The following is a 19,706-nucleotide window of genomic DNA, read 5'->3' on the forward strand; positions in this document are numbered from 1 at the left end:
ATGCTGATAGGCCGTGCCGAAGACGATTCGGTACGGCTTTTTCGTGTCCGCAGAAATGCCCTCCCTGTCCCGGGACGATTCGTCATTTTCCGGGAAATAATCCCCTGAATCGAAAGCGAATATGGAACAAGGCAACATTATCCAACAAAAGTCTAAAGATTTTGGCCGAATATGCCGATATATGTACCATTGTCTGACCAGACGAATACAAACGGAATAGGAGTGAAAAAGCTTGCGCTTTAGAATGCAAAAAGTGTTCTTGTTGTTGCTTACAGTTATCTTGAGCACATGCAGTTTTGGCGTCATGAGCGCATCGGCCGCGGATGTCATCACGAAGCTGGTTTTGAACAAAAATGAAGTTTCGCTGGACGTGGGCAGCACCGCCAACCTGACAGCCACTGCGATTTACGACAACGGAAAGACGGAAACGGTAACGATCAAAACCGAGTGGAATTCCGAAGACCCGAACATCGCCGCGGTGTACGCCGGTGTCATTACGGCCAAAGCGGAAGGCGACGTGATCATTACGGCCAAATATATGACGGAGCAAGTTCCCGTCAAAGTAAAAGTGACCAAGCGGGTCAAATCCCTCATCAAAGACAAGCAAAAAATCGATCTGCGCAAAGGCCAAGCGGAGCAAATTACGCTGAAAGCTTATTACGACGACGGCACGTCGGAAGATGTGACCGCGAAAGCGGAATGGACCATCGACAACGGCACCATCGCCACCCTCTTTAACGGAAAGGTGACCGCTCAAGGCTCCGGCTCCGGCACGATTACGGCGAAGTTCGGCAATCAATCGGTATCGATTCCGCTGACCGTCGAAATGGTCAAACGCGTCGATGCCGACAAATCCCGGGTTTCGCTGCTGCTGAATCAATCGGAAACGATCCGGCTGCTCGCCACCTATCCGGATGGAACGACGGAAGATGTGACGGAAAGCGCCGACTGGACGTCCGACAATGCGGATGTCGCCGATGCGCTCAAAGGCAAAATTACCGGCTACGGTCCGGGACAGGCGAACATTACCGCCACCTACGGAACGAAGACGGCCAAGATTAAAGTGGACGTCGACAACGCCATCAAGCTCGACCTGAGCAAGCAAAATCTTCTTATGAAGAAAAGCACGACCGAGCAGTTGAAATTGACCGCCACCTATCCGAACGGAAATACGGAAGATATTACCGATCGCGCAGAGTGGTCGTCCTCCGACGATACGATCGTTTATGTCGTCAAAGGTAAAATCAGCGCCAACAAAACGGGCGAAGCGACCGTCACCGCCAAATACGGCGAGAAAACCGTGACCGCCGTCGTCGACGTAGACGTACCCCGCCGCCTGGAGCTGAGCAAAGACACAATTACTTTGAATTCGGGCAAATCGGAGCAGCTCACGGTCGACGCCACCTACGCCGACGGCAGCAGTGAAGATGTGACCAGTCAAGCGAAGTGGACCTCCGATAAGGAAACGATCGCCAGCGTCATTAACGGCAAAGTCACCGCCGTGAAAGCGGGCGAAGCGACGATTACAGCCCAATACGGCGAAAAAACCGTAACCGCCAAAGTGCTGGTCGATATTCCTAACGTACTCGTACCGAGCAAGAAGAAAGTGAATTTCCAAATCGGAGATTCCGAGCAAATTACGCTGAAAGCCGTCTACCCGGACGGCGTAAATGAAGACGGTCTGGAGAAAAAAGCCGAGTGGACGTCCTCGAACGACCAAATCGCCGAAGTGCGCGGCGGGATGATTACGGGGATCGGCACAGGTACTGCTACGATCACCGCGAAGTTCGGCAACCGCTCGACGACCATCCAAGTGTCCGTCGGCGTATTGAAAACGTTGACTGCTGACGCAACGAGTCTCGCTCTGAAAAAAGGCGACACCCGGACGATCAAATTGGATGCAACGTATACGGACGGCAAGACGAACAACGTAGCGCAAGATGCGGAATGGACGAGCTCCAATCCGGCAGTCGCTTCCGTCAGCGAAGGCACGATCAAAGCGCTCGCTTCGGGTGAAACGACGATCACCGCGAAAGTCGATGCGAAAACCGTGACGATTACGGTGCAAGTCGATATGGCCAGCACGCTGAAAGCAAGCCCGGCTTCCATTCAGATGGACTTGGGCGAAACCCGCACGATCAAGCTGACTTCCACCGATGCCAACGGCAAAGCCGAAGATGTGGAAGGCACGGCAGAATGGACCTCGGTGACCCCGACGATCGCGCAGGTTGAGAAAGGGGTCGTAACCGCCCTGGCCCGTGGTAAAACGACCATCACAGCCAAATTCGGCGGAAAAACCGTAACGATCCCGGTCGAGATCGGTTCCGTGACGGACCTGGTGCCGAACAAGCGCTATATTCCGATGAAAACGGGAGGCACGTTCCAGGTTCAGCTAACGGCCACGATGGCGGACGGCACGACGAAAGACGTCACGTCGCAAGCCCAGTGGAAATCCACCAACTACAAAGTTCTTGAGGTGGAGAACGGTCTGGTGAAAGCAATAGCCTCCGGCAGTGCTTCCATCTCCGCCACCTTCAATGGTAAAAGCGTCTCGATTCCGGTCGATATCGACCGTCTCAAATATTTGAAGACGGATGTCGTTACCGCGAATATGAAGCCGGGCGAAACGCTGAATGTCAAAGCGATAGCGACCTTTATGGACGGCTCGGATCTGGACGTGACCGTATCCGGACTTTGGAGTTCCACTAACATTCGGGTAGCCGACGTGAAAGACGGAGTGATTAAAGCGACCGGAAAAGGACGCTCCACCATCACCGTTGGCTATGCAAGCAAGAAAACGACCATTCTTGTGACTGTAAACTAACCGGTAAAATAAGAACAACGTTCGGAACCTCTGTACAGGGGAACCGGACGTTGTTTTTTTGTTGAACGAAAAATTAGTTATATCGATTTGAGGGCCTTGGAGTTCCGGTTCCCCTATGCTAAGGTAAAAGCAATATACGCTGAAAGGGTGACCGAAAGCCAATGATCCACTAATCCTATGCCAAAAAGAAACGATCGTAATCATTTACGAGCTTTCTGGATAGGATTCGTGCGGGCTTTTTTATATATACAAATGAAGAACATGGCTTTGCTTTGCCGACGAAGCCGTGTACTTTATTTGTGTTCGCATGTGCGCCTCCTATCCGGAAAAAGGATAAGGAGGCTTTTTTATTTTCCAACCTCGGCCATGCGCTTGCTTTCTAACTTCCGGTTGCTTAAAAATCCCCGGCTTCGGCACGGGCACCCTAAGGAGATCTCTATGCCGACCGTACGCCGACTCGCTGAAATCCAACTATGCGGCCCTGCATATGATCGTTTTTGTGATGACGTTCGGGTTGGCCAATTTCGAATCCGTATTCGGCTTGTACGTCACGAACCGCTTTCAGTTCACGCCCCAAGCGATCTCCGTCATTTTGACGGCGGGTGCGGTCATTGGGGTTGGGATGCAGGCATTGCTGGTCGCCAGAGTGATCAAAATGTTCGGTGAACAGCGGGTCATCCAAGCGTCACTTCTGTTCACCTCTTTCGCTTTTGCGGTTCTTCTGATGGTTCGAAGCTTTTGGACGATTTTTCTGGTGACGTCCTGCATTTTCTTTGCCATGTCCTTGCTGCGTCCTGCCCTGAATACCCGGATATCCAAGATGGCGGGAAACGAACAGGGAGCCGCAGCCGGGATGAACAACGCGTACATCAGTCTCGGCAATATTCTCGGGCCGTCTATGGCAGGGCTGCTGTTCGATGTGAACTTAAGTTTGCCATTCCTTGCCGGCTGCTTCATTTTGTTGGTTACTTTTCTCCTGACCTTGCGATTGAAGTAGCTTGTAGAAGGCTCTGGCCGAAAAAGCAAAAAAGCTATTCCCCCATCTTCTCTTGGGAGGAATAGCTTTTAGCTATTTATCCTTCGGACGCTTCCAGCGGCGCCGGCAGCTTGCCTTGGGCGGTTAGCTCGCCGGCCAGTACGCGGGCCAGCGCCTTCATCGCGAACGGCGTATTCTCGTAGCACGCGAGGTAGGTTTTTACCCCCGCGGGCAAAGCGCTGATGTCGAACGGATTGCGCGCCGCAGCAACGACCAGCTTCGCCTTCGGCAGCGCCGCGAGTGCCTTGGCAAGCTCCACCTGCCCAGGCGAGAACGAGGCATTGTAGGTCACAAGCACGATCTGCTCCGCGTCACGGGCCAGCTCAACCACGCGTGCCTGCTCCTCCGCCGTCGGCTGCACACCGATCCGCTCCTCGCGCATTCGGTAATTCAGCTGCGTCAGCCAGTAGCCTGCCGTCTCGCGGCGGGCCAGTACCTCGTCGACCTCGGTGCCGACCTGCACCTCCGGCCAGACGACGAGCACCGGCTTCGCCGGGTCGAGCGGCAGCTCGGCTTCGCCCCGCAGCAGCGTCACGCTGCGCTCGGCAATGCGCTCTGCGAGCCGCTGCGACGCCTCGGTCGCCAGGCTCGCGCCCGGCGCCAGCGCCGCTCCCGCAGCTGCTGCCGACGCGACGCGGCGCTTGAGCGCCAGCAGGCGCTCTACCGAGCGGTCGATCCGCTCCTCGCGGATGCGGCCGCTCTCCACCGCCTGCACGAGCGCGTCCAGCGCCGTCTGCTGCCGCTCGATCCGGTGGCTGACCAGCACGAGGTCCGCCCCCGCCTCCACGGCCATCACCGCGCCTTCGGCAATGCCGTAATGCTCGGCAATCGCGTTCATCTCCAGGCAATCGGTGACGACGACGCCGTCGTAGCCGAGCTCCTGCCGCAGCAGCCCGTCGATGACGCGGGGTGACAGCGTCGCCGGCAGCCGCTCCGGCTCTACGGCCGGGAACAGCACGTGCGCGGTCATCACCGCATCGACGCCAAGCTCGGCCGCCCGGCGGAACGGCGCAAGCTCCAAACGGTCCAGCCGCTCCCGCGGATGCGGCACGACCGGCAGCGCCGTATGCGAGTCCTCGCCCGTATCGCCGTGGCCGGGAAAATGCTTCACCGTCGCGGCGATGCCCTCTTCTTGGTAGCCCCGCACGGCCGCCGTGCCGAGACGGCCGACCGTCTCCGCATCCCCGCCGTACGAACGGACGCCGATGACCGGATTCAGCGGATTGTTGTTAATATCGAGACACGGGGCGAAGTTCATATTGATGCCCATCGCTTTCAGCTCGCTGCCCGTGACCTTGGCCGCTTCGTAAGCCGCCTCGGCATCACCGGTCGCACCCAGCGCCATGCTGCCGGGGATCGGCGTCACGCCTTGATCGATGCGCATCACCATCCCGCCCTCCTGATCGATCGCGATCAGAAGCGGCACGCCCCCATTCGCGAGCGCCAGCTGCTGCAGCGATGCCGACAGCTTCGCTACTTGAGCCGGCTCCGTCAGATTGCGTCGAAAATAAATGATTCCGCCCAGATGCTCCTCCCGGATCAGCCGTTCGATATCTTCCGACGGCTCCGTGCCGTGAAAACCGCACATCAGCATTTGACCGATTTTTTGCCGGAGCGTCAGCTCCCCGATTCCTTTAGACACCATCTGTCACTTCCTCCTCTGTCTCAAGCTCCGTCACGCCCGGCTTGGCCCGTTCCCGAAACTCGGTAGGGGTCATTCCCTCATATTTGTGAAATACTTTCGTAAAATACCGCCGCTCCACGTAGCCCGCCAGCTTGCCGATTTGGGTAACGCTCTTGTCACTGTGGAGGAGCAACGACTTGGCCAGCTCCATCCGTTCGCGCGTCAAGTATTCGAGGAACGTCTCCTGATGATGCTGCTTGAACAGCAGGCTGAAATAGCTGTTGCTGATGCCCAGATGCTGAGCCAGCTCCTCTACGCCCAGATCGCGGGCCACATGCTTCTGAATGTACTCCCGGGCGGAAGCCATGAGCAGCTCGGGCGATTTGCGCCGGCCCGTGCTCACCTGCTGGCATTCCCGGATAAGCAGGTGTACGCATTCGACAAGTTCCTTCACGTTTAAGCTATCCTCCAGTTTGGCCCAGACGGTCTGCTCCTGCGAGCTTCCGAGCAGCCCGACCGAACGCATTTCCCGCAGCAAGTGCAGGCACAGGAAATGCAGCATCTGCTCGGCCCGCATCGAATTGTGGCCGCCGGCCTCCTTGATGCTGCGGCCGAGCTCCTCGAGCGTCTGCTCGATCTTGGCGGAGTCTCCCTGCGTCAAGCCGGTGGCGAGACCGTCGGCCAAGCCCCAGAACGAGCTGCCCGTCGCATCCGTTCCGGCCGTTTGCTCGTGAATCAGAATATGCCGGTTCTCCAGCGACAGCTGGAGGCCGCGCTGCACTTTGCGGTAGGCGTCCGCCAGCTCCTCCGCCGCAAGCGGCGACGGGTACACCCCGACGCTGACGGACAGCTTGACGTACCGCTCCACCGCTTGCTGCACCTGCTCCGACCATGCCCTCAGCCGCTCTGTGGCGGTGGCGGCCATCGATGCCGCCGGCAGCCCTGTCACCGGAAGCGGAATAAGCACGCACCATTCCCCTTCCCGCGTCAGGAGCACCGCGTATTCGGCAAGCTCCGAGCTAAGCGCGTCCTGCAGCACGTTGCGCACGGCAAAATGCACAAGCTTGCGCTCCCGTTCGTCCTGACGCGCAATCTGGGAATAGTCGTCCAGATCGACGAGCAGCATCCAATAGCGCTGGTCGAGCCAAGAGCGGTCCCCCTCTTCGCGAAGCCGGTGCAGCGGAAACGACGTATAGTCCATCAGCAGATCGAGCAAAATTTTTTCGTAAGCCAGCTCGGACAGTTCCCGCCATTTGGCCGTTTCCTTCAGCTCGTTGATCTTTATTTCGCGGATGCCCGCGGCCGTCCGCTCGATGACCAGCTGCAGCTCTTCGTAATCGATCGGCTTCAGGATATAGTCGCGCGCGCCATACTTGACGGCGGAGCGGGCATAGTCGAATTCCTGGAAGCCCGTCAGCATAATAATTTCGCCCTCGTAGCCGGACTCTCTCAGCTGCCGCAGCAGCTCGATGCCGTCCATAACCGGCATGCGGATATCCGACAGGATGAGATCCGGCTTCCCTTCGCGGGCCAGATCGAGCGCTTTGGCCCCGTTGGCCGCCGTGCCGATCAGCTCGATGTTCATCGCTTCCCAGGGAATGACCTTCTCCAGATTGCGGACGATATTGATTTCGTCGTCCACCAGCATGGCTTTGATTTTCATCACGATCACCCGGTTGTTCGTTTTGGTATCGTGCAGCGAATGACCGTGCCGAAGCCCGGCCGGCTGCAAATCATCATGCCGTAGCGGCTGCCGTAATGGATGCGCAGGCGGTCCGCCACATTCGGGATGCCAAGCCCGACCCGCTCCTCCGGCATCGGGGCACCCGCTTCCGCCGAGCCGCTGGACCTGCTCCCCGGCGTTCCATGCAGACGAAGCAGCACGTCGTCCGGAATTCCGGCTCCGTTGTCCTGTACCCACAACACGACAGCGTCCTCCGTCTCTTCCGCGGCAATCCACAAAAAGCCCTTCTGCCGATCAGGATCGCCGTCTACCGCGCTGCTCTCCATCCCTTCGAAGCCGTGCTGAATGCTGTTCTCCAGCAGCGGCTGCAGCGTCAGCTTCAAAATCGGAGTCGAAAACAACGCAGGCGGCACGTCGATCTCATATTCGAATAAATCTTCGAAACGGTATTTCTGGATTTCCAAATAATTGCGCACATGATCGATTTCCATCGACAGCGGAATTTCCTCTTTATGGTAAAAACTGACACGTAAAATCGTCCCTAGCCGCTGGACCATCCGGCTCACCTTGCGGCCTTCGTTTTGCGCCGCCAGCGCATTGATCGACTCCAGTGTATTGAACAGAAAATGCGGCTTGATCTGCGCCTGCATCAGCATCAGCTCCGCTTTGTTTTTCCGCTCCTGCTCCCGCTTCACGTCCTCCAGCAGCGTGCTGATCCGCTCGACCAAGCTGTTGAAGCCGCGGGCCAGTGCGCTGGTCTCGTCCTTGCTGTTCGCTTCGACGCGGATGCCGAGATCGCCGATCTCCACCTTTTTCATGGAGTTCACAATGTACAAAATAAAGCGGATTATGCGTCCGACGAACAGCATGTTGAACAGCAGGGCGCTGAGCAAAGACAAGATCGTAATCGCGCCGATCCATTGGATCACTTGCATCGAGCGTCCGGACAAATACGCCCATGGCGTGACGGAGACGACGCTCCAATTCATTTTGCCGAATTCGTCCAAATCCAGATGATGCACCGAGACGATGCTTTCGACGCCGTCGAATTTCATTTTGCCGCTCTCGTATTCCCCGCCCAGATGAATCGAGCCGTCGATGTGTGACGAAAGCGTTTGCCCCGAAAGCTTATCCTTGTTGTCCACCATGATCAGCCCGTCCTGATTGACGATCATGAACCGGACGCCGTTGCTGTGGCTGGTGCCGAAATAGTTGAAAATGCGGTTCAGCTCGCTGAATTGAAATTGCTGCAGCAAAATCCCGCGGTTGTCGAGCGTATACGTGTCGTTGATCACGCGGATCATCGTAAATAGCGGCTTATTGCCGGTCCAATTCTCGAATTCATGCGGGCCGATCCAGCGAGGCACGCCGTTCAGGGCCATCACTTCGCCGAACACGGGCAGCTTCGCAAGCTCGGCGAACGAAAGCGGCCTGTAGCCGATTTTGCCCTGACTGAACGACTGCCGTTCAAAATCGTACAGCGTCACCGAGTAAGCGGGAGTATAGGAAAGAAACGTTCGCTGCAGCAAACGGTCGTATTCGGTCAGGGTGACGGCATCGACGCCGTCTTTGGCTCCGAGCATCCGTTGGATGTCTTCCCGCTGCATCGACGCTTGAGAGAAATAGTTCGCTTCCTTCAGCACGTACGTAATATTGCGGCCGACGGCCTTCAGCGTAAATTCGGACTGCTCCGCATAGTTTTGCTGGATGATGCTCTGCGACAGCAAATACGTGATCGTTCCGAGCACGAACAGCGGTGCCACGATAAACGCCATGAACCCCAAAAACACTTTTTTCCGAAGATTCATCAAATGCCTGTCGTTCCTTTCTTATGCCGAAGGGTTCGCCACTATGCTGCCGCTCTTCCGGCGAACCGCGTCATCTCTTCGCTTCTTTGTTGGCCGCTTCCTGCACCCGCTGAAGCTTCTCCACGACCTGCTCCGCCGTCAGCTTGCCGCCGACAAACTCCTGCATGCCCGTTTCGAGCGCTTCGCGGACTTTGGCCTGAACGACCGCATCGAATGCCGGAAACTGCTTGAACCGGGTCGTCTGCATGATTTCATCCACAATCGGGTAGAACCCCGACTGATCGATCAACTTCATGGCGGGCAGGACGCCGGTTTCTTTCAATTGGCGCCGCTGCATTTCGTCGCTGTACATAATGCGGATGAACGCTTTGGCGGCTTCCTTCTCCTGTTCGCTGAGGTTGGCGGCGAAGCCGTAGCCGTTCGAGTAGCTGCCGTTAATCCAGCCGTCGCCCTTCCCTCCGGTATCCGGGAAGTTGAAGAAGCCGACATCGTTCGCGATCTTCGACCACTGGGGATCAGCAATCGCCCCGCTCGCCCAGCTCCCGTCGAACAGCATCGCCGCGTTGCCCGCGCGGAATTTGTACTGCTGCTCCGCATATTTAAGACCGAGGCTGCCTTCCTGGAAGTAGCCTCTTTTGACGAACAGCTCGTAGCGCTTGAAGCCGTCAAGCACGTCGGGATCGGTCCATTTGCGCGATCCGCTGACGAAGCCCTCGACGGAATCGGGTCCGGCCGTACGCACCCAAAGCGTGTTCATCAGCATGTTGATCACCCAGCCGTCCGCCGCGGCAAGCGCAAACGGCGTAATGCCGTTGGCCTTCGCCTTCTCCGCGATGGCGATGAGCTCCTCCCATGTTTTGGGTACTTCTGCCCCCAGCTCCTTAAATATCTTCTTATTATAGTACACGCCTTCCACGAAGGACGCCGTCGGCAGTCCGTAAATTTTACCGTCAACCGTGAACTCGTCCAAATCGAAAAAGCGGTCCTTAAGCTTCATCTCCTCCAAAATCGGGGTCAAATCCAGCAGCCGTCCGGCTTTGACATACTTCTGCGTATCCGAGCCGCCGAACAGGTCGAATATTTTGGGCGGCGAGCCCGCGGCCATCTCGGCCGGAAGCTTCTCGAAGCGGTTCACCTTGTCTTCGATGCCCTCCAGTTCCACCGTCAGCCCGGGAACGGCGGCTTCCATCCTTTTGGCGACGTCCTCCAGCAGCTTCAGTTTGAGCCTGGCATCGTCACGGACCTGAGTATGCCGCAGCGAGACCGTGAACGGCTTCGCCTGCCTTATGCCGCTGGCTTGATCGCCTCCCGCAGGGGTCGGCACCTGGATCTTACCGCACCCGGCGACAAAGCCCGAACATAACAGCAGCGAGGCCAATTGGAGTGGCCGCCGTTTGTTTATCATCCGTACCCCTCCTTAGGGAATCGCCAGTTATCCAATCTCGATTATAGTACGCACCCCGCCGCGGACGGCAGGGTTTGATTTTCACAACAGGGGGATAAATTCGTCTAATGAATTGGGTATATTTGGAGTATGCCACGGCGGCGGGGAAAAGTGAAGAGGAAAGGGGCGGGAGCGTTACGAGAAATCGGCATGCAGCCTGTACTTTCCGCAGGTGGGACATTGAAATAGATAAAGACAAGTATCGTCAGCGGGTTGATTCAGCGATAACCCGCAACTTTCTTGCAGCCGTTCCATTTCCTCTTGCAGTTCTTCCTTGAGGTCCATCCATTTGTCTTGGTCCAAATCCCCGATAAACGCGCAAAAATCGTCACAATGCCTCAACCATTGAGGCTCCTGCCAGGATAAATAACTCGGCGTCCGAAATAACAGCTCGTGCAACGACTGATCATGGATAGGTTCAACTTCTTCATTGCCCATAGAATACATGTACTGATTCGTATCGTCGTTAAAGACGACCGACAACAAACCACTGTTATACTCGACCGCTCCGTGAAAAGTGCCGTTAAACTTTTTGGCGGCCTGTCCGTCATGGATACACCATGGGCAGATCGCGTCTACGTCATCGATGCAATAAAACGGTCCGGAGTAAACATAATTCGTATCCTGGTTGCAAACCGTACAACGACGTGTAGGACCTTGCTTGAACAGTCCGAGCCGGTAAGCGTTGGGATGATATTTGAAATGGGGCAAGTTCTCGTCGATCGCATTTTTGCACATTACAGGTTCTGTCCTCTCTGTTTGATCGTTAATCAGTTGAGCTCGTTACGCGCTACGCTTGCGTTACTCGAACATCGGAACACCGTTACCTGTTCAGCAGAAAGGTACCGCGTTGTCAAATCATCTTTGCCTTCTTGAATATGCGATACGGCATAGGGCGAGTAGATGATGATGCCTAAACCGGCTGCTTCCAATGTCATGTCCGCTTTAGTGGGACTTATACGGTTCAATTCCTTTCATGTGGTGTGAGCTCCTGCCTTTATTGCACTTTCGCGCTCCGTTCGTTTGAATCCGATTTTCATTTTTTACTGTATTCTCCATTAACGAAAACGCCTGCACCATAGCGGCTCATGCCGTTGTCACGGACGTAAATCGTATCAGGCGAATACGACTTCACCATCTAAATATTTCCGCTCTAAAGGATAACGTTTGAAGGTGCCTGTTACCTCAACTTCGCCAGTAAATTGGATAAAGGCTTGAGCCACATATTCTCCCTCGTTAGAAAGCTCCGTCCGTATCCTTTCGTAAGATACCACGGCAATGCTTCCTATTTTGTCTCCGACCTTGATTTTGCGGGGGTCAAATGCAGGTGAAGTGTCCGTAAGGGAATTCGCTTGCCGCATCTTGGAATTGATCGTTGTTGAATTCTGTTCATCGTTCTTGGTAAAACCATACTCATTTTTACAACCCACAGAAAATGCCAGTAAAAAAAGTAGAATCAGCACGAAAAACAATAAAGATCTCGCTGTCTTAGGTCTTCGCATGATGTACCTCGTGTATAAGAAGGTCATGTCTCAAAATCTATCAAATATAATAATTGATCCCCTAAGCTTGTAAACGACTGACTCAATACAGTTCTAAAATGCGGTCCTTTTCAAATTTATTTTCTTTGTCTTTTCTGACATGCCTTTTACTTCAATTACGATCGTTTCGGGAACAACGATCGGGTCTTTGAAAAGATAAAGGTTCCAATCATTTTTCTTCATCAAGCTCGAAGCGTTAACTTCCCTGTTGTACATACTTAGTACTTTCTGCAATCCCTTGCTTTCGTTTTTTTCTTTAATATAAGGAATCCTTTCTCCCCCTTCGACGGTTAAATACATATCCGTAATCTCAATTTGCTCATGGATGTCCAGCAAATCTTTTGCCAAGATGTCTACCGCAAAATAATGATCAGGCTCCTCGAATCCAATATCGGACAATACGTCCATCTCCTTCTCATCCCCCCTCAGTTGCCCAATCGCCTCCCGGTAATTTTTAGAGCTGTTGCCCATTTGCGGTTGGACAATTGCCACAAACTGGATGCCTTCTGACGAAGTATCCGAATACACCAAGGAAAAGGAATCCAATTGTTCAGCTAAATACTTTTGTTGCTTGGTAACCCAAGAGGCCGTCTCTTCGTCGATGATTTGATATCCATTAAAAACACTGCCGCTGATAATCGCTTCGATCAGATTGAAATTGCTTTTGTGATTTTCATATTTTTCGATAGACTTCTTAAATTCCTCTATTTTGTTTGGAATAACCTGAGTAAATTTCTTATTGATTAGTTCGAGAGCTTTGTAGGGATCAGAAGACATTAGGACGGATGGGTTTGCCACCACTGGTTCAGAGCTCTGTCGTAATGCTTCTACATGCTTCACTTCAAGGTTTTCGACCGCAATGTTGTTGTTACCAGACTCCGTTTTTTGGGGCGGCAATGGCTCACTTGAGCTCCGCTCTACGTGAGGGCTGGCAATCGTAGTTTCTTGGTGTTGAACTGCATTGCACGACACCAAGAGCAAGGAGAAAAATATGGAAATAGCTAAAGCAAATTGTTTCAGCAGATGTCACACTCCCCGGCGTGCACTTTGGCATCCGTAATAAGGATTACCGAGACGAACCTTGCATGAATCTTTTATTCACAAACTCAATCTGATCTGTTCCCCGTTAATCGTCGCCTGAATTGTAGACGGATTCTGGCTGATAAAAGGCGGCAACTAGGAGTGAAGATTAGCGAAATCCGCTTCGGCAAACCCGTTTCATCGATATATAACTTCCTCCTATCGCAATACACGGTATCACTTTTTAACGGTCAAAAAATCATTTTTAATCAAATCGTACTTTTCTCCGTCCCAACTCCACAAATTATCGTTTATCACAATATCCTTCCACTCGGATTCAGGGTTATCTATAATACCCATATCTTGTTGTTTGCCTCGCTCACCTATTGTAATATTGGCATTATTAAAAGATATTTCCTGATCCAACTTTCCATCTTTTGTAGTATATACGTATAATAGACTATTTGCTTGATAGCCGCTAAAGTAAGGATGCATAAGTGCTACGATGATCTCATTTTTCCCATCGCCGTTCAAATCCTCCGACGAGATGGAGATACCAATTTTTTTTACATTGCCATGATCCCCACGCTCAATTTCTTCAATTTCCGATGCAAATTTTTCTTTGATTAATTTCCTTTCTGTAGAATGCCCCTCTTGATCAAAACGGAGCCATTTTACAATTGATTTTTCGTTAAGTGGCTCTTTGTTATTATTTCTTTCGATGCTGATTACCTCGCGCAGTCGCGCAGAATCGGAAATCTCAGTATGACCATATTGTACTCTATAGTTAGAAATTATTATTGTTGCTTTGCCTTCTGAGCCAGGAGGTCCGAACTTTTGCTTCATCTCTTTATCATCTGAGGCTAATACCACCCACTCATCCTGTCTAAGCTCTTGTGGTTTATCCCTAATTTTCATTCTGGGGAAATCCACATTATCATCCATTTGGAATACAACTTGACCAGCTAAGTACTCTCGATCCAAAGGATGACGTTTGAAGGAACCAGTTACTTTGACCTCACCTGAAAATTGGATGAAAGCTTGAGTCACATATTCTGCATCATTAAAAACATCCGTCATTATCCTTTCGTATGATTCCACTGTCAGTTTTCCTATTTTGTCACCCACTTTAATTTTTCGGGGATCGAATATAGAAGTATTCACAGAATCAATTGTTTTTTGCGCAGATGAAGTAATATTTGATACATCTGTTTGCTCATTTTTTATTAATGGGCTGGCTTCATTACTACATCCTATGGAAAGCACACATAGAAAAATAAAAATCTTGGTTAACAATAGTGAATTCCTAAATGTTTCAGCTTTTTTCATGATTCACCTCGTATTCTATTGCACAAAAGATAAATGAACATGATGCTTGTGATTATTATCGCTAAAAAAATATATACTCTTTTCTTTCACTACTGAGGTAGTCTTTACTTTATTAATTACATCAATGTCACTATGTCCAATTCCATTAAAACCATTTTCAATAGCACACATAATAAGTATCTCTAAGTTCTTTTTTTCTTTACTTCCTTCGGGAAAACGCAAGAGACCATCTTTCCCCTTTATACTTGCATGAACAGTTTGGATATCTATGGCATAACCAGTACCATGCCAATCGGGATCGTTCTCTCGATATAAACTAGTTATACTTATTCCTTCGCCAGTCGCTTTGTAATAATCCGCGGCTAATCTGACTAACGCATCGAATGAAGCTTGCCGAACAAAAGGAGACTTTGATACTAACGTTAATTTAATGTGTGTATCACTTAAATCCTGCTTCTTCATATCAATTAGCTTCTTAGGCACTTCTGATTCATTTACATGATATTGTTCTTTCCCTTTATTCCCAATCACTGTTACCTTCTGACTATCAGTTTTGCTTGGTTGAGAAAGCTTGTTTAAATCAGGGTCATGGCCTAGAAGGTCTTTAAGACTAATCCCTCCCATATCTTTCATATAAGTGGTAATAGGTGTTTTATTACCATCCGCTGGTATTTGGTCTGTTTCAAAAAATTTCCTGACGGCATCCGGACCAACAAGATGAACTCCGGCAAGTAGTCCGGACGCGGTTATTGTGACTCCTTTTACTTCTTTGCCAATATATTTTGAATACTTCTCCAAATAATCCCATTGTTTTTTATGGTAGTCTCTTATTGCAATCTCTTGAGCTTTAGGATTATTCAAAAACGATTCTCTATCTGTGACACCGTAATTCTTTGCTTTCTCCGTCCACTCGCCTACAAAGTCATTTTTTGATGGGTTATTATCACCTTTGTAAAATCCGGCATCCATTAGTGCGTATTCGCCCATTTGATATCTTCCTAAATAGTTCGCTCTGTTTACGGCTTTATATGGATCATCAAACCCCCTAGATTCATGGTAAGCAAGTAATTCCAAAAACTTCTCGTAACCGCCAGTTTGGGCACGATTTTTAGTAGCCCCTTGTGTAGCGTTCGGCTTTGCAGCCTCCTCCAACTTTTGTTTCATCGCTTCATCAAACTTCTGCTTCGCCGACTCCGCTTCTTTCGGGGGACCGTATAAAATTTTCTCCGCTAAAAGCAATTGATCTTGGGCCCACTTGTCGCCGCCCGGTTTGCCGGCCTGCTCATACAACTGCTCGGCCTGGTTCTCCCAATCTGCCTTATTGTACATCCCGTTCCATGCTCTGCCCTTGGAGTTGGAGTACTTGCTTGCGGCATGACTCCGGTTGTCGGCAACGACTTTCCCCGCTTCTTCGGTGCTATGATCAATTGTAATGGTTGCGCCCATTTTCTCGCGCGCATATTTTGCACTGGCTACGGCTCCGCTCGCATCGCCTCCCGTTTTCTGCGCGTCATCCCAGATTTGCTTGGCGCCCCAGATCATTTCATTGGCAACCATTTGCTGCGCATCTTCCAGATCATCATCCGATGTAATTGTTCCACCCATGGCTCGGCCTTTAGCCGCCAGTTTTTCCGCTTGTTCTTTTTTCGCTGCATCTTGATCCTTATGTCCTTCCGCCCACATGATCTTGGATGATAAAATCATCTGGTTGCCGATCATCCGTTTCATCTCATCCAAATCACAGTTCGGGATCGTACCGCCTGCCTTGCGAGCCTCCCTCGCCTCCTGCTCCGCTTTCCTTCTCCCGACTTCATCTCCTCTCTTATCGGCTGTCAGCCAGGCCGTTCTCGCATCCAATATCCTCTCGTTGGCCACAATGTTCTGGGCCAATTCCAGATCTATCTCGCGAGAGATGCTTCCACCCATTTTGCGGCCTTCCGCCGCCAACTTATCCGCTTCCTCCACAAGCTGCTTCCGCTTAAAAACATCCTTTTCGGCATCCGCTTTCGCCCGCTTCTGTTTGGCTTCCAATATTTTTTTGTTTCCAGCCTTTCGCCGGCCTTCCCCGGGAGTATCCCATCCGTTTGGAATAATAATAAACGGGTCCTTCCCCTCTTTCATGCTTCGTTTCCATTCCGCAATGAGTTCTTCTATGGCCGGCTCGCTCCCAAGAACCTGAGCGCCTGTCGTAGCTTTCGCCACTCGACTCCCTCCCCGCTCTGTTTGATACGCCACGCATGCTGCCATGCCATTAGTTCGTTTTTACCTTTTCTCCTTGAATCTTCACGTCTCCGTCTAACTCGAGCAAACTTGTTTTACATTTCAAGCCCAGCGTATTTTGAGCCGAGATTTGTACCGTATTTCCGGCTTGAAGCAACAAATTGTCTTCGGCCTTGATACGAATGTCTTTTTTGCTGTGGATTTCGATACCGTGGTCGTCGATTAAGCGAATCAGCACTTCGTCGTCTTTTCCGGTGATCAAAATTTCATTGTTCGTAAATGCGATTGCTTTCCGGTGTCTGGTCATAAAAATTTTAACTTCCGGCTGCTTGATCAGGTCTCCTTCTTCTTCTTTCTTGCGAATGGAGTGCGTCACGATAGCTTCCTCTTCCTTGTCCGAAGGGAAATAAATATTGACTTCATCGTTGATCTCCGGCATACAATACCAACCTGTATCCCCCTCAGCCGTATAGAACGTCGCATGCGGAAACGAGCAAATCTCCGCGATAGGAGGCTTATTCTTATCGATTTCGTGAAAATGCACCTTGACCCGGTCTTCTTCTACAGCGAGTACCTTGCCTTTCAGGGAAATGCCCTTAATCTCGCTGTTGAATAGAGGCTTTTGCTGCAATCCGTCGGAAGTGGTCAGCACATATTCATGCTTGAGTACGCCATGATGAATAACGGAAATCGATTGCAGTACATACAACGATCTGTTCTTATAGGTTACAAAATCCCCGATGTTCAGCAGGACAGATTTTTTACCGCTGCTATAGATTTTATAGTATAACAAGTTGCTCTTTGCTCCATCTTTCATCCCGGAGTCCATTTTACGTGTAACGGAAAAGTTGAAGCTCGTCAACTCCCCTTTGTCCACGCCTTGGGGAGGGCCAAAATAAAACTGCGGCTTCGTTGCCGTCGCATTCGGAATGAGTCCCCAGCGAAACCGGGATGCCATTCGTTTCAGGAATTCCCAGTCCGTCTCGTCATACTGCATAGTAAACTTTTGAAGCTCCTTGGTCTTATCCAGGCTGCTGTTCCAATTTGCTCCCTTGTGATGTTCCAGCACCTGTTCGACCAGTTTACTGTATGTCAACTTTGGGTTTTGAAACGGCCTGCGGTCGATCTTCATGTCCATGTCATAGGTATGGGAAACGGCTTCGCCGACGATATAGTATACGTTCGCCGTCGCTCTCACTCGAATATTCATAAGACGTCCTCTAAACAGATGAACAAGCTTTTTATCATCGTCCTGATAAGAAATCTCCACCGTCGTGGAGGCGTCTGCCATGTCCACGTAGCGCTCTTTGATTTCATTCTTGATAACCCCTGTAAAATATGCTCTTGCGTGCTCATTGAGCCGCTGAACGATGCGGACCTTCGGGTTTCTTAGCGATATCGCATCTTGGTTTATCCGAATGATGGGTTCCATTTTCGCCGCTCCTTTTTTATTGAGCTTGATTTCCGCGTGAGGTCATTCGAAAAGCATTTGAAATTCCCTCAGCTTCTTCAGACTTATAAACTTTTCTTCTGCCCCCGCAACTTTTATGTAGTTCCAATTGATTTCCAGACATTGCTTTAAATTTTCGATAGCTTTCTCCGCGTCATTGAAGTCAGCAGCATAGATCATAGCTTTCTCATAATATATTACATCTAGCTCTTCAAAGAGAATTACTCCTATTGCCTTGCCAAGGGTCTGGATCGCCTTAAGCTTTATCGTAAGCTTGCATAGCTTCATCGAATTTATCCGATGCAATCAGCAAATCCCCTTGCTTTAAATAATTGTGAAGCTCGGATTTTGCGGTTAGTTTAGATTCGCTCGGAACCGAAGCTGCGGATGCGAATGTTAGTAACGAGGACTGATTTAATGGAGTCTCCGTACGCAAATCCCCGGCATATTGGAGCGAATGAACGGATAGGGACAAGAAAATTACTATATTCGCAGTAAACATCGCCATCTCACCTGCCTCTTTACTTATTTTATTGTACTCCTGTTGTATATTTTGTTACCAAATGTTCAACGAGTTTCTTCTGCGCTTCATATAAAGGGCTATACGGTATTAATAGATACTCTACTGTTGAGAAATCATGGGTATTTATAGCTTCAACAAGCCGTTGCTCGTAGTTTGTGATCAGTAAACCGATTTCGTAGTCATCGGCTTTGGTTGTGCTCAATTTTTTGATATCATCTAAGGAAATGCCCTGTGCAAATTCCAATATCGCAGCTACATTCTCATTTTGTTGGACTAGGTTTATCTTTTCGTCCAATTGAGGGATGGATTCAAACTCGTTGTCTCTCTGAAAATAGATGCCCGCAACCGGGAAGGGGATGTTTCCACTCTCTCCAATACCGGTACTAAATTCGGCAATGATAATAATGTCTTTTAAACCATCTTGGTCCACATCTTTAAATGACACAGCTCGAATCCCTTCAAACGATGTCCTGTCATTACCATAAAATTCGGGAAATTCGTATAAAATGATTTCGTTCTCATCTACCAAATAAAATGAGGCCTTTAACTCGCTACCCTCAAGTTGTTTACCAGAAATAAATTTTACTTTTCCCCAGTGATTCAGTTCGACTTGAAAAGACTGGTTATCGATGACTTGCATACCCTTTTCCCTAAGATTCTCTAGGGTTCCCACCTTCGGCAATCGTTGAAGTTCATAATAAATCCCTTTATTCGTAAGATAGATCAGGGTATCTTGATCTTTAATGAATAAATCTGCCTGGAGAAGCTTTGCTTCCTGATCCATTACTTCTACTTCTGTGATCATTTTCCCACGAATACCCACTTTTTCGGCGTTAGTGTAGCACCTGTTAAAAAATTCTACATCTGAAATGACGTTCATGGTATATTTGGGGTGAGATAGAGTACTATTGTTTATCCTTACTTTATCAGGTGAAAAGGTAATTTTTTCGCCAAGTTCTTTTCGAATTTCGCCCTTCCCTGCTGCCGAAATTTGGCAACTAGCGATTTGCTTGCTAATAACCCACGATCCGTAAAAGCTCCTCTCCAGATCCGGTTGAAAGGTATTAGTACTGGAAATACTATATGCATTTTGTTTGAGCGGATCAAATGTTTCACTTTCCTCAGCAAAACTGTAGCCGCAAACGCTGATACATAAAATGAAAATCAAGTAATATACCCTAAATATCTGTTGTTTCATTTAGT

14 protein-coding genes are annotated in these 19,706 nt (G+C 50.4%); 2 read left to right on the plus strand and 12 right to left on the minus strand.

Translation table 11 applies throughout. The features are described 5' to 3' along the window. The first annotated feature begins 232 nt into the window (after positions 1–232). Complete coding sequence (locus KQX66_RS01210) at positions 233–2,824, plus strand: Ig-like domain-containing protein (protein ID WP_253956835.1); 2,592 nt, start codon at positions 233–235, stop codon at positions 2,822–2,824. A 487-nt stretch (positions 2,825–3,311) separates the two neighbouring features. Continuing rightward, the gene (locus KQX66_RS01215) at positions 3,312–3,821 is read left to right on the plus strand and encodes an MFS transporter (RefSeq protein ID WP_253956836.1); all 510 of its coding nucleotides are present in this window, start codon (positions 3,312–3,314) and stop codon (positions 3,819–3,821) included. 76 nt (positions 3,822–3,897) lie between these two features. On the opposite strand, the gene nagZ is transcribed toward KQX66_RS01215, so the two are convergent. The 12 genes from nagZ to KQX66_RS01275 form a co-directional block, all read right to left on the minus strand. Next, positions 3,898–5,505: a beta-N-acetylhexosaminidase gene (gene nagZ, locus KQX66_RS01220; protein WP_216788802.1), complete on the minus strand. Its 1,608-nt coding sequence runs from the start codon at positions 5,503–5,505 to the stop codon at positions 3,898–3,900. Then, the gene (locus KQX66_RS01225; RefSeq protein WP_216789671.1) at positions 5,495–7,147 is read right to left on the minus strand and encodes a response regulator transcription factor; all 1,653 of its coding nucleotides are present in this window, start codon (positions 7,145–7,147) and stop codon (positions 5,495–5,497) included. The genes nagZ and KQX66_RS01225 overlap by 11 nt, the downstream gene beginning before the upstream one ends. 5 nt (positions 7,148–7,152) lie before the next feature. Beyond that, positions 7,153–8,976: a cache domain-containing sensor histidine kinase gene (locus KQX66_RS01230; protein WP_216788807.1), complete on the minus strand. Its 1,824-nt coding sequence runs from the start codon at positions 8,974–8,976 to the stop codon at positions 7,153–7,155. A 70-nt stretch (positions 8,977–9,046) separates the two neighbouring features. Next, complete coding sequence (locus KQX66_RS01235) at positions 9,047–10,381, minus strand: extracellular solute-binding protein (RefSeq protein ID WP_216788810.1); 1,335 nt, start codon at positions 10,379–10,381, stop codon at positions 9,047–9,049. 174 nt (positions 10,382–10,555) lie between these two features. Further along, entirely contained in the window at positions 10,556–11,158 is a 603-nt protein-coding gene (locus KQX66_RS01240; protein ID WP_216788812.1) for a CbrC family protein, read from the minus strand. A gap of 377 nt (positions 11,159–11,535) precedes the next feature. Next, complete coding sequence (locus KQX66_RS01245) at positions 11,536–11,922, minus strand: hypothetical protein (RefSeq protein ID WP_216788814.1); 387 nt, start codon at positions 11,920–11,922, stop codon at positions 11,536–11,538. A 93-nt stretch (positions 11,923–12,015) separates the two neighbouring features. After that, positions 12,016–12,858 (minus strand): hypothetical protein, encoded by an 843-nt coding sequence (locus tag KQX66_RS01250; RefSeq protein WP_216788817.1) that lies wholly within the window; start codon positions 12,856–12,858, stop codon positions 12,016–12,018. Between the two features lie 360 nt (positions 12,859–13,218). Next, positions 13,219–14,310, minus strand: coding sequence for an FG-GAP repeat protein (locus KQX66_RS01255; RefSeq protein ID WP_216788820.1), 1,092 nt, complete (start codon positions 14,308–14,310; stop codon positions 13,219–13,221). Positions 14,311–14,325: 15 nt separating this feature from the next. Further along, positions 14,326–16,512 (minus strand): hypothetical protein, encoded by a 2,187-nt coding sequence (locus KQX66_RS01260; RefSeq protein WP_216788823.1) that lies wholly within the window; start codon positions 16,510–16,512, stop codon positions 14,326–14,328. A 49-nt stretch (positions 16,513–16,561) separates the two neighbouring features. Next, complete coding sequence (locus tag KQX66_RS01265) at positions 16,562–17,962, minus strand: contractile injection system protein, VgrG/Pvc8 family (protein ID WP_216788825.1); 1,401 nt, start codon at positions 17,960–17,962, stop codon at positions 16,562–16,564. A gap of 42 nt (positions 17,963–18,004) precedes the next feature. Beyond that, a complete protein-coding gene (locus KQX66_RS01270) occupies positions 18,005–18,268 on the minus strand; it encodes a TPR end-of-group domain-containing protein (RefSeq protein ID WP_216788828.1) in 264 nt (87 codons plus the stop codon). 242 nt (positions 18,269–18,510) lie between these two features. Further along, positions 18,511–19,701 carry a TcaA NTF2-like domain-containing protein gene (locus KQX66_RS01275; RefSeq protein WP_216788830.1) on the minus strand — a complete coding sequence of 397 codons (1,191 nt, stop codon included), beginning with the start codon at positions 19,699–19,701 and terminating at the stop codon, positions 18,511–18,513. Positions 19,702–19,706 lie beyond the last annotated feature (5 nt).

The organism is Paenibacillus oleatilyticus, assembly GCF_018998565.1.
GTDB lineage: Bacteria > Bacillota > Bacilli > Paenibacillales > NBRC-103111 > Paenibacillus_G > Paenibacillus_G oleatilyticus.

What these genes read in the sequence shown, in the direction of transcription:
- KQX66_RS01245 (WP_216788814.1), bottom strand. Translation starts at nt 11,922, where the DNA reads ATGCGAAGACCTAAGACAGCGAGATCTTTATTGTTTTTCGTGCTGATT.
- KQX66_RS01265 (WP_216788825.1), bottom strand. Translation starts at nt 17,962, where the DNA reads ATGGAACCCATCATTCGGATAAACCAAGATGCGATATCGCTAAGAAAC.
- KQX66_RS01270 (WP_216788828.1), bottom strand. Translation starts at nt 18,268, where the DNA reads ATGAAGCTATGCAAGCTTACGATAAAGCTTAAGGCGATCCAGACCCTT.
- nagZ (WP_216788802.1), bottom strand. Translation starts at nt 5,505, where the DNA reads ATGGTGTCTAAAGGAATCGGGGAGCTGACGCTCCGGCAAAAAATCGGT.
- KQX66_RS01240 (WP_216788812.1), bottom strand. Translation starts at nt 11,158, where the DNA reads ATGTGCAAAAATGCGATCGACGAGAACTTGCCCCATTTCAAATATCAT.
- KQX66_RS01230 (WP_216788807.1), bottom strand. Translation starts at nt 8,976, where the DNA reads ATGAATCTTCGGAAAAAAGTGTTTTTGGGGTTCATGGCGTTTATCGTG.
- KQX66_RS01225 (WP_216789671.1), bottom strand. Translation starts at nt 7,147, where the DNA reads ATGAAAATCAAAGCCATGCTGGTGGACGACGAAATCAATATCGTCCGC.
- KQX66_RS01255 (WP_216788820.1), bottom strand. Translation starts at nt 14,310, where the DNA reads ATGAAAAAAGCTGAAACATTTAGGAATTCACTATTGTTAACCAAGATT.
- KQX66_RS01235 (WP_216788810.1), bottom strand. Translation starts at nt 10,381, where the DNA reads ATGATAAACAAACGGCGGCCACTCCAATTGGCCTCGCTGCTGTTATGT.
- KQX66_RS01215 (WP_253956836.1), top strand. Translation starts at nt 3,312, where the DNA reads ATGATCGTTTTTGTGATGACGTTCGGGTTGGCCAATTTCGAATCCGTA.
- KQX66_RS01275 (WP_216788830.1), bottom strand. Translation starts at nt 19,701, where the DNA reads ATGAAACAACAGATATTTAGGGTATATTACTTGATTTTCATTTTATGT.